The organism is uncultured Martelella sp., assembly GCF_963677965.2.
In the GTDB taxonomy this organism is placed as follows: domain Bacteria; phylum Pseudomonadota; class Alphaproteobacteria; order Rhizobiales; family Rhizobiaceae; genus Martelella; species Martelella mangrovi.
Map to the genome: position 1 here is coordinate 1,806,321 of NZ_CAXXFM010000001.1, position 8,680 is coordinate 1,815,000.

General features: G+C 64.3%; 7 protein-coding genes (1 of these 7 running past the window's edge). 2 read left to right on the plus strand and 5 right to left on the minus strand.

What is annotated here, in order from left to right; translation table 11 throughout:
- The 3 genes from ACHZCU_RS08600 to ACHZCU_RS08610 are packed head-to-tail and all read right to left on the minus strand — an operon-like array spanning window position 1 to window position 2,787.
- A complete protein-coding gene (locus ACHZCU_RS08600) occupies window positions 1-801 on the minus strand; it encodes an FMN-binding protein (RefSeq protein WP_319518435.1) in 801 nt (266 codons plus the stop codon).
- On the minus strand, window positions 794-1,570 hold the full coding sequence (locus tag ACHZCU_RS08605) for an RnfABCDGE type electron transport complex subunit D (RefSeq protein WP_106309415.1): 777 nt from the start codon (window positions 1,568-1,570) through the stop codon (window positions 794-796). The genes ACHZCU_RS08600 and ACHZCU_RS08605 overlap by 8 nt, the downstream gene beginning before the upstream one ends.
- The gene (locus tag ACHZCU_RS08610) at window positions 1,567-2,787 is read right to left on the minus strand and encodes a Na(+)-translocating NADH-quinone reductase subunit A (RefSeq protein ID WP_319518436.1); all 1,221 of its coding nucleotides are present in this window, start codon (window positions 2,785-2,787) and stop codon (window positions 1,567-1,569) included. Before ACHZCU_RS08610 ends, ACHZCU_RS08605 begins: the two co-directional genes overlap by 4 nt.
- A gap of 259 nt (window positions 2,788-3,046) precedes the next feature.
- Between ACHZCU_RS08610 and ACHZCU_RS08615 the strand changes: the two genes are divergently transcribed.
- Both ACHZCU_RS08615 and ACHZCU_RS08620 read left to right on the plus strand, forming a co-directional pair.
- Entirely contained in the window at window positions 3,047-4,141 is a 1,095-nt protein-coding gene (locus ACHZCU_RS08615; RefSeq protein ID WP_227023735.1) for a cytochrome c3 family protein, read from the plus strand.
- Window positions 4,142-4,514: 373 nt separating this feature from the next.
- Window positions 4,515-5,780, plus strand: coding sequence for an MFS transporter (locus tag ACHZCU_RS08620; protein ID WP_319518437.1), 1,266 nt, complete (start codon window positions 4,515-4,517; stop codon window positions 5,778-5,780).
- Here the strand turns inward: ACHZCU_RS08620 and ACHZCU_RS08625 are convergent.
- Together ACHZCU_RS08625 and hrpB are read right to left on the minus strand one after the other, a co-directional pair.
- The gene (locus ACHZCU_RS08625) at window positions 5,771-7,078 is read right to left on the minus strand and encodes an ActS/PrrB/RegB family redox-sensitive histidine kinase (protein WP_319518438.1); all 1,308 of its coding nucleotides are present in this window, start codon (window positions 7,076-7,078) and stop codon (window positions 5,771-5,773) included. The two genes, ACHZCU_RS08620 and ACHZCU_RS08625, sit on opposite strands and share 10 nt — an antisense overlap.
- A 60-nt stretch (window positions 7,079-7,138) precedes the next feature.
- Window positions 7,139-8,680 carry the 3' portion of an ATP-dependent helicase HrpB gene (gene hrpB, locus ACHZCU_RS08630; protein ID WP_394706039.1) on the minus strand. Its footprint extends 915 nt past the window's final position, so only the last 1,542 of its 2,457 coding nucleotides appear in the window; the start codon falls outside the window, past its right edge; the stop codon is at window positions 7,139-7,141.

Genomic DNA, 8,680 nt, shown 5'->3' on the forward strand with positions numbered 1-8,680 from the left:
TCAGAACTCCCCGCGCTGGACGGCGTCGATCAGCGGGCCGTAACCTTCCGGCCCGCCCCAGAACCGCATGATCTTGGTGAATGCGTTGCCGGTGTTTGTGGCGCCGGTGATGCCGTCAACCTCGTATTCATTGCCGGCCGCCCCCTTGGCAACGGCAAAGCGCACATCGCCCGTGGTGTCGGCCAGTTCGGTGCCGGGGAACTGCGCCAGCCAGGCCGGCTCCTCGATGCGCCCGCCAAGGCCGGGCGTTTCCGCCTGGTTGGTGATCGCAAGGCCGGCGATGGTGTTCATGTCGCCGCGCAGCGCCAGGATGGCGTCGATCGGCGCCTGATAGCCCGCGCCGCTGATCGGCAGCAGTGCTAGCGAGATGTCACCGTTTTCACCGCGCAGCAGATAGATCTGGGCATAATCCGGCCGCCGGCCGAGACCCGCCGTATCCTCTCCGGGCGAAAGCGTGGTCCAGTTTGCCGCATCGTCAAGCGCGGTGGCAAGTGTTTCGGGCGTCACATCCTGTGCGGCCGCGCCCTCGGGCAGGTTGATCACCACCGTTGAAAGCGAACCGCCGGACTGTTCCAGCAATTCGGTCATGCCGGGAATGCCGGCGACCAGCGCTTCCAGCCGGGCCTGTTCTTCCGCCGCGCGGTTTGCCGCCTGGATCGGCCGCAGCACGACGGTCGCGCCGCTCACCAGAAGCGCACAGACGGCCGATACAAGAAAGGCGACAATGACGGTCTTGGTCCGGTTTTCATTCGGAAGTGCGAGGAACCGGCGCCATGCCGAGATGGGGTTCAGGTCAGCCATGACGTCTTCTCCTTTGGGCAAGCCACACGGAAATCGCGGCTTCGTCCAGCAACGGGGCGGCAAGCGAGGTCAAAAGCGCTGCCGACACCGCCATCTGCAAGGGGGCGGCGCTTTGCCAGCCGAGCGTGAACAGGATTATCAATGCGCCGAAAAAGGCGCCGTTGAGCCAGCCGCCGAGCCGGGTCGAGGCGCTGGCAACGGGATCGGCAACCAGAAGAACCAGAACCACGGCGACGGCCGGCAGTATCGGTTCAATCGGCACACCCGCCAGCTGGGCGCCGCCGATGACGATCACCGCGCCGGCAATGACCCGTGCGGGCATCACGCCGGTCAGCGCGCCGAGCAGGGCAGCCGGGATGGCCGCCCAGGCCAGCGGCAGCGGCAGTTCCGGCCAGGGCGCGGTTACGAACCCGAAGCCGAGAAAGGCCAGTGTTACGGTGGCAGGGTTCAGCACATTGCGCCCCCAGCCGCCGAACACGAGTTCTGCCATGACCGAACCGAAGCTGATGCCGAGGACCAGTTGAATGATGCTGAGGTCTTCGGGCGCCAGCATGGCGATCGCAAGCGCCGTCAGCGCGCCGGCAAAGGATGGCGGCTGGGCGCGTGCCAGCATGAAGATGACATGCCACAGGCCGGAAATGATCAGCGCCAGCAGCAAAAGACCAATGGCGTCCAGCCCGCCATACCAAAGCCAGGTCAGCGCCAGCGGCATGACCGAGATCAGAAGAAGCAGGGCGACGGTTTCGCGGTCCCACAAGCCGTGATTCATGCCGGCGCCTCCTCTTGTTCGATGGCATTCAGCAGCCCGCGCAATTGTGCGGCAAGCGATGGTTCGGAGGATGTGACGTAATCGACCAGCGCGAGATCCTCCTCCAGCAGCGACAGGGCGCCAAGGCGGGCCGCGGCTTCCTGATCGCCGGCCGAAAGCGCGCGCATCAGGGCCGCGGCGGGAATATCGCCGCCGAACGACTGGGAAAGGGCCGCCGTCGGAATGATCGGCAACGGTCGGGAAGCGCGTGTCAGTGCGGCGGAAAACCAGTGGCCGCGCCGCCTGCCGGAGCCGCGGGTCACCACGCTGGCCTGCCGGTCGCGCGGACCCAGCCAGTGCGCGGGCCGGCCGTCGAGCACGGAACCGGCGAGCACCTGATAGGGGCCCGGCCGCACATAGCCGTGACAGAGGCCGCGCAGGTCCGCACCGGGCTGACAGCGCAACAGGCGCGGCTCGCGCATGGCCGAACCGGTGACGGTGACCAGACGGGTTTCGGGCAGGAGGCCGGTGGCCAGAAGATCACCGAGATCGGCGACATCCTCGGCATGGATATCCCAGACGCGCGCCTCGACTTCGGCCGGTGCGTGGTGGTGGATCTGGATGCCGGCAAGTCCCTGCGGGTGCAGCTTGCCGCAGGTAATGCGGCGCACGGTGCCGGTATCGGCAAGGTCGAGCGTCTTGCCCTTGGTCTCGCACAGGAAGACGGCGTCTTCGGCCAGAAGGTTGAGCGCGGCAAGGCCGCGCGCCAGCGCCTCCTCGCGTCCGGCAAGTGCTGTTTTCGGGTCGGGAGCGGCAGGCCGTGAATCGGCGGCCATCACGAAAATTGCGGTCGGGGTCTCGGCAAGGCCGGGCATATGCCCGAACGGCCTGCTGCGACAGAGGCGCCAGAGACCGGCGTCCTGCATCAGCGCGCGCAGGGCAGCAGCGTCATTGCCGGCCCCCTCGGTGGTAAATTGATGCCGGCCGCCGCCGTTTTCGCGGAACAGCAGCATCTGGATCAGCCGACGGCCGGGATTGAGCTCGATGGCTGCCACGCGGGCCGCCATCGGGGCGACGAGCCTGACGTCCGGCGCACCGCGCAGCGAAAGCAATGGCTGACCTTGCGCGACCAGGGCGTCAACCTCGACCAGCGGCACAACCCGGAGTTCTTCCCCGAAAGCAGGCGTGAGCGCCGCTTCCTCGGTGAGAAGCGTGTCGGCAACATGATCGTCTGGCAATGAAGGGCCGGTCGGTACGGACAAACCGGAAGAAAATAGGCGGTCCAACAAAACACTCCTGAGACTTTCCGCATGAAACCCTACGGTCTATCCGACATTTGATTTGCCGGAACGGGCCGAATTGATTAGCATACTTAAAACGCAGACTATGAATTTTCAGCGGGGGTGAAAAGCCATGTCTTCAGAAGTGAAGCGATTTTCTTCAATTTTCGTCGCCATTATTGCGGCGAGTTTGACATTTGTCAATTCTAATACTGTTTTGGCGCAGGACAACGATGAAGGCGAAGCGGCTGTCGATGCGCTGGAGCTTTTTGTCATGCCGCAGTCCGGGCCGTTCAGACCGGACCAGATTTCGATACCGCAGCAGACCATGATCGAGGCCTGGGCGCGTTCGGCGCATGCCGATGCCTCGGCTGAAGCCTTTACGCACTGGGATGGCGAGGGCGAGGTGCCCGCAAGCTGTTCCACCTGTCACTCCGGCGCGGGCTTTCGCGCCTTTCACGGGCTGGATGGCAGCGAGCCCGGCGTGGCGGCGGCCGTGCCGGTCGGCGGTGTCGTCGACTGCGAGACCTGCCACAATCCCGGCCTTGCCGAAATCACCGCGATCACCCTGCCCAGCGGTGTCGAGCACCCCGTCAAACCCGGTGTCGAGGCGGCCTGTCTCACCTGTCACTCCGGTCGTGAGGCCGGGGTGAGCGTGTCGAATGCCGTTGGCGACAAGGCCGAGGATACGCCGGATCCCGAAATCGGTTTCGTCAATCCGCATTATGCGCTGGCCGGTGCCGTGCGTCTCGGCGCTGTCGGTGCGGGCGGCTTCGAATACCCCGACAAGACCTATTCGGGCCGGTTCTTCCACGCCCGTCCGGTGGCCGACTGCGTTTCCTGTCACAATCCGCACACGCTGACGGTCGCCGAACAGACCTGTCTGACCTGTCACGAGACCGGAAATGTCGACGAAATCCGGATTTCGCGCGTGAGCTATGACGGCAGCGGCGATCTTTCCAAGGGCATCCGCTCCGATGTCGCCAATAATGCGGCGCTGCTGATGGAGATGCTTCAGGATTATGCCGCCAATGTCGCCGGCACGCCGATCGTGTTTGAGCCGCATTATCCCTATTTCTTCGTTGATGCCGATCAGGACGGTCGCGGCGACCAGGTCGATGGGCGCTCTGTAAACTATAATGCCTGGACCCCGCGCAGCCTGAAGGCGGCCTATAACTGGAAATTCGTGACGGCCGACCCCGGCGCCTTCGCGCATAATCCGCAATATGTGCTGGAACTGCTTTACGATTCGATCGAGGACCTTTCCGGCCCGCTTGAGGTCGATGTCAGCGAGCTGGGGATCCAGCGCTAGGTATCTTCCGCATTTCTGCTTCTCGCCGGGCCTTTCGCCCGGCGGGACATTCTGTTGTTCGGCGGCGGGCCCGACGCTTCATGTCGATCTCGCCGCTGCACGTCAGCGCGGCACTCTTGAAGGCACGACGGGAGAGGGCAGGAGGGTGCCGTAAGCGGCCCTGGATACCGGCTCAAGGTCGGTATGACGAAAGAACGCGGGACGCGCTTTGTCAGCAGTTTGGCCGGTCTGCAGATGGGTTTTGTCTGATCCGGACTGATCCGCCGCATGAAAACGGATCGCCATTATCTCAATGCAGGGTTTTGCGGCAGGCTTGCCTTTCGCCCGTCGTTCGGCCAACGTCTTTTTCGATGCAATTTTCGGAGGAAGGCATATGGCGGTAACAGCCGGTGAGCGCAATCGGGCGCTGTTTCTGGGCAGTATGGGCGGCGGTCTGGAATTCTATGATTTCGTGATCTACGCCTCCTTCGCCTCGCAGATCGGCAAGACCTTCTTTCCTTCCGAAGCGGCGGCGACCCGCCTTCTGGCCGCGTTCGCCGTCTTTGCCGCCGGTTATCTGGTGCGCCCGCTTGGCGGCATCCTGTTTTCCCATTTCGGCGACAGGCATGGCCGCAAGCTGATGCTGCGCGTTTCGATCGCCGGCATGGCCGGCGCCACCTTCCTGATCGCCTTCATGCCCGGCTATGCCACCTGGGGCATTGCGGCAACCATCGCGCTGGTCGTGCTGCGCATGGTGCAGGGGCTGTGTCTTGGCGGGGAAATCCCCGGCGCGATGACGCTGATCACCGAAACCATGCCGAAGCGGCGCGGTCTTGCCTGCGGCTTCCTGTTCATGATCATCAATGTCGGCATGCTGGCCGCCCAGGCCGTGCAATGGGCGATCGAGCACCTGTTGAGCGATGCGGCCGTGCTCTCCTATGGCTGGCGCATCGGCTTTTTCATCGGTGGTCTGGTGGCGATTGCCGGTTTTGTGCTGCGCGCGCGCCTTGCCGAAAGCCCGGCCTTTGCCGAAATGGAAGCCTCGGCCCACAAGGTGCCGCTGGCCGCCCTGTTCCGCGATAATGCCCGCGCCGTCTGGCTTGGGCTGTTCATCACCGGGCTTGGGGCTGCCGCCGTGCCGCTTCTTTACCTCTATATGAACAGCTATCTGACCGATTTCCTGCATTATGACCCCGATCAGGTGGCCAGCGCCGTGCTCATCGGCATCATCGTGTTTTCGCTGCCCATGCCCGTTGCCGGGGCCATTTCCGATTTCGTCGGCATCAAGGTTCCGGCCTTTGTCGCGTCCTTGCTGCTGGCGATCGCGGCGATCCCTGTCTATGTCTGGATACATGAAGGGGTCGCGTCGCTGATGCCGGCCATGATCGTGATTTCGCTGATCGGCGCCTTTGCCTGGGGTGTCGGCCCGGTGCTGCTGACGGCAATCTTTCCGACCGATGTGCGCTATACCGGTGTCGCCTTCGTCTACAATATCGGCTTTGCCATTGTCGGCGGGCTGACGCCGCTTCTGGCCACCTTCATCATCCAGCAGACCGGCATCACGCTTGCGCCGGGCTTCCTGCTGGCCTTGTTTGCGGCCCTTGCCACGGTTGCGATCTTCCTCACACAGGTGATCCCGGCGCAGAAGTCTCAGCTCTGATCGGCAGCCTCTGTTTCCATCCGCCAGCGTGGCCAGGAAACGGTGATGCGCGCGCCGCCGGCATTTTCGAATGTCAGATGCGCGCCGGAGCGTTCCAGCAGGGTCTTGGCGATGAACAGGCCGAGGCCAAGCCCGCCGGCGCGGCTGTTGGCCGGGTCTTTCGGCCGGTCGGACACGAAGGGATCGCCGATGCGCGGCAGGATATCCGGCGTATAGCCTTCGCCGTCATCGGTCACCGTGATCGTCACCTGTGTTTCGCTGTAAAGCGCGTCGATTGCGACCTTGCGGCGGGCATGCTCGACGGCGTTTTCGACGATATTGCCAAGCCCGTAGATGATGCCGGGATTGCGGGTTCCCACCGGCTCGCCGCTGGTTTCGCCTGAAACCCTGATTTCCATTTCGGCGATGAACGGCCGGTGCGGCGCCGCAACCTCCTCGATCAGCGAGGTCAGCGGCAGGCGGCGCATATGCGCCTCGTCCTCATTGGAAAGCGAGGTCAGGCGGCCGAGAATTTCACGGCAACGCTGGCTCTGGCTGACCAGCAGCTGCACATCCTCGCCATGGTCGGGATCATCGGAAAGCGCGCGCGCCATCTCCTTGGCCACCACCGAAATCGTGGCAAGCGGGGTGCCGAGTTCATGTGCGGCCGCGGCCGCCAGCCCGTCGAGCTGGGAAAGATGCTGTTCGCGTTGCAGCACCAGTTCGGTGGCTGCCAGTGCATCGGAAATCTGCTGGGCCTCAAGGGTGATGCGCTGGGCATAAAAGGCCGCAAAACCCAGCATCGAGATGATGGCGATCCAGATGCCGAATTTCAGGATCGGCTCGATCTCCAGAATAATCCCCTCGTGCCAGGGCAGGGGAAACGGGCTGAGCGCCAGCGCCGAAACGCCGGAAACAGCAAAGGCCAGAAGCGCAAAGGCATAATGCAGCGGCAATGCGGCAAAGGAGATGATCACCGGCACGCAGATCAGCGGCGCAAACGGATTGGCAAGCCCGCCCGTCAGATAAAGCAACGCGGTAAGTTGCAGAAGGTCGAAGCCGATCAGCGAAAAGGCGATGCGCGGGGAAACCCGCTGGGTCGCCGGAAAATGCAGGCTCAAGACCAGATTGCCGAGCGCCAGGGCTAAAATCAGCGCCAGAACGGGAAACAGCGGCATCGGAAAATCAAGCCCGTAGGCAACCGTCAGTGCGGTTGCGGCCTGTCCGGCAACCGCCAGCCATCTGAGCCGCACGAGCGTCTGCAGGCGCAGGCTGCCGCGACGTTCCTGTCCGACCATTTCCGGGACCGGTGCTTTCATTGCGAAATCTCCCTTCGTCCGTGGCAGCGGCGCAAACCGTTGAATGTTGGCGTCATCGTCTCATGTTCCGCGCGGTTTTGCCCGCCGTGTGGCTTCCGCATTGGCGGGGTCCTCCGGCCAGGCATGTTTGGGGTAGCGCCCGCGCATGTCGGCACGCACATCCTTCCATGATCCCGCCCAGAAACCGGCAAGGTCCCGTGTCGTCTGGATCGGCCGTCCCGCCGGTGAGGTCAGCTCCAGCAGCAGCGGCACGCTTCCCGCAATCGTCGGATGGCTCTTCAGCCCGTAGAGCATCTGTACGCGAATGGAAAGCACCGGCTCGTCGCGGTCATAGCGGATCGGAACCCGGTCGCCGGTGGGCGCGGTGAAATGCGTCGGCGCCAGTCGGTCGAGGTCGCTCGCAAGTGGATAAGGCAGCAGCGCCTGCAGGCCCTGGGTCAGGCTTTTCGGGCTGATCGCCGTAAGTGCTGCGACATTGACCTGAAAGGGCGTGAACCAGATATCGAGGCTTTTCAGCAGCCCCTGTTGCGAGACATCCGGCCATGGCGCCCCCAGCTTGCGGTGAAGAAAGCCGATGCGCTCGACAAGATGCGCCGCCTCCTTCGGAAGGGCGAGAAGTTCAAGCCCGTGCGTGCGCAATCCTTCGGCAAGCGCTTCGGCGGCTTTTTCCCCGGCGGGCTTGCTGCCGGGCCGTTCTGCCAGCACCAGCGCGTCAAGCCGGGTCACGCTGCGCGTCCGCACCGAAAGGCTCTGTCGGTCGAAGCGGCATTCCTCGCGGGTCACAATCGCATCGGCCCGCGCTTTAAGGATTGTTTCACGTGAGACAGGGCAGGCGGCAAGAATGCGGCCGCGCGCGGCCGCGCCCGTGAGGTCGGCAATAACGAGGAAATCATGGGCCGCCAGGGGATCGTCCTCGGCCAGCTCCGCGCCGCGTCCGTTTGCCATCAGATAGCGACCCCGGCCACCGCGCGCCATGGCAATCCGGTCGGGAAAAGCGTGGATCAGGGCTGCGCCGGGATCGAAAGGTTCGCCGCTTCTGCCGCCGCCGGTCGTTTTGGCGATCCGTCCGGCAAGGCCGCGCGCGGCCTCTGCGCGCGGGGTTTTCTCACGGCGGAAACGCCGCAAGCGCTCCGAAAGATCGAGGCTGTTGCCGCCAAGCCCCTGTTCACTCAGGAGGGTAGCGAGTTCGGCCGCCTCAAAGGCGTTGCCGGCTTCCGCTGCGCTGATGACCATGGCGGCAAGGCGCGGCGGCAGGGGGATGGCGCGCATCAGTTCGCCGGTTTCCGTCAGCCGCCCCGCCGCATCCAGCGCGCCCAGCGCACCCAGCAGTTTCGTCGCTTCGACATAGGCCGGCCCGGGCGGCTGATCGGCAAAGGAAAGCTGCGCGGGGTCGGTGACACCCCAATGGGCAAGATCAAGCGCCAGCCCGGAAAGATCGGACGACAGGATTTCCGGCGGGCTGAAGGCCGGAAGTGCGGCGATCTGCCCCTCATGCCAGAGGCGCAGCGCAATCCCCGGTGCGGTTCGCCCGGCACGGCCCGCACGCTGGTCTGCCGCAGCCCTTGAGACCTTCACGGTCTCCAGCCGGGTGATGCCGGTTGC